Origin of the sequence: Brevundimonas sp. (assembly GCF_036677305.1) — a bacterium.
GTDB lineage: Bacteria > Pseudomonadota > Alphaproteobacteria > Caulobacterales > Caulobacteraceae > Brevundimonas.
In genome coordinates this window covers 1-2,014 of the sequence record NZ_JAKFEB010000097.1, presented here as the reverse complement: position 1 = coordinate 2,014, position 2,014 = coordinate 1, and the positions used below count along the sequence as shown (strand labels likewise).

At 67.5% G+C, this 2,014-nt stretch carries 1 pseudogene; it reads left to right on the top strand.

Going from position 1 to position 2,014, the window contains the following annotated elements:
- Positions 1 to 2,014: pseudogene (locus V6M42_RS05930) on the top strand (discoidin domain-containing protein); the annotation flags it as partial.

Here is a 2,014-nt window from a genome sequence, read left to right as displayed (position 1 = left end):
GATGCTGAACGCCCGCCGCGCCGAGGCCTACGCCCTGAACGCGCTCGAGATCGAGCCCCTGTCGTTCGGCGAGACGCCGACGACCTTCATGCGCGCCGTTGCGGATGAAAGCCGGCGCGGCCTGTATCCGCGCGGCTTCGTCGGCGAGCAGCCCTACTGGACGCTGGTCGGCATCGACGGCGGCGGCGAGAGCGCCCTGATGGGCGAGGACGGCGCGATCGAACTGCGCCGCGGCGGCCCGTCGATCGAACCGTTCGTGCTGGACAACGGGAGGCTGACGACCTGGGCGGATGTCGAGATCAGCCAGAGTCTGGAGGACGGGTATCTGCCGATCCCCACAGTCACATGGAAGGCTGACGACTGGACGCTGGAGGTGACCTCCTTTGCGCGCGGCGAGCCGGGCAAGGGCGATTTGTTCGGTCGTTATGATCTGACCAACACCACCGCGAGACCGCTGACCCTTACCCTGGCGCTCGCGTTCAGACCTTTGCAGGTCAACGGTCCCGTCCAGTTCCTTACGGTCCCCGGGGGCGTCAGTCCGATCGGTCAATTCGAAGTCCAGAACGGGCGCATCCTGATCGCCAATGGCGGCCCTTCGGCGACCATGCTTGGAGACAGGCCGGATAGCATCGTCTGGTCCGCTTTCGATGAGGGCTCGAATCCGCAGGCCCTGATTGCGGCAAATCGAAACCCCGCTCCGTACGACGGAACGTTGTCCGACGCTTCAGGTCTGGCTGCCGGAGCCTTCCTGTATGAAGTCACCCTCGCGCCATGGGACACCCGCACGTTCGGCTTCGTTTCGTCGCTCGATCCGGTGCACAACATCAGCGAGATCGTCGGCGGCGACAGTTCAGCATCCGCCATCCTCGTCCGCGCCCTGAGCGAAACGGCCGCCTCATGGCGCGGCAAACTGGACCGCTTCGACCTGACCCTGCCGCCCCAGGCCCAGCGCATCGAGGACGTCATGCGCTCGTCGCTGGCCCACATGCTGATGTCGCGGCAGGGACCGATCCTCCAGCCCGGCACCCGCTCCTATAACCGCAGCTGGATCCGCGACGGCGCCATGATGGCCGAGGGGCTGAACCGGCTGGGGCACGCCGACCTGTCCGCCGACTATCTGCGCTGGTTCGCGCCGCTGGTGTTCGACAACGGCAAGGTGCCGTGCTGCGCCGACAGCCGCGGGGCCGATCCCGTGCCCGAGAACGACAGCCACGGCGAGTTCGTCTTCCTCGCCGCCGAGACGTATCGCTACACCCGCGACGAGACCCTGCTGCGCGAGGTCTGGCCGCAGGTGCAGGCGGCCATCGGATACATGGACACCCTGCGCGCCTCGACCCGGACGGCGGAGTTCCAGGCGGCGGACAAACGCCACCTGTATGGCCTGCTGCCTCCGACGATCAGCCACGAGGGCTATTCGGACAGGATCGCCTACAGCTACTGGGACGACTTCTGGGGCCTGCTGGGCTATCGCGACGCCGCCTTCATCGCCGACACGCTGGGCGACACGGCCGCCGCCGCCCGCATCCGGGCCGCCGAGACCGAGTTCCGCACCGACATCATGACCTCCATCGAGGCGACGGCGCGGGTGCACGGCATCGACTGGATCGCCGGCGCCGCGGACCGGGGCGATTTCGACGCCACCTCGACCACCATCGCCCTGTCGCCCGCTGGCCTGATCGACGAGCTGCCGCAGGACCTGCTCAAGGCCACCTTCGACAAATGGTGGGCCAATTTCACCGCCCGGCAGGAGAACCGTCAGGCGTGGAAGGACTACACCCCCTACGAGCTGCGCAATGTCGGGGCGATGGTTCGTCTGGGGCGCCGCGAAGACGCCCTGCGCGCGCTCGATTTCTATTTTGCCGACATGCGGCCGCGCGCCTGGAACGGCTGGGCCGAGGTGGTCGGGCGCGACGAGCGCGAGCCCCGCTTCATCGGCGACATGCCGCACGCCTGGATCAGTTCGGACTACATCCGCTCGGCCCTGGACCTGCTGGTCTATGAACGCGACCGAGAC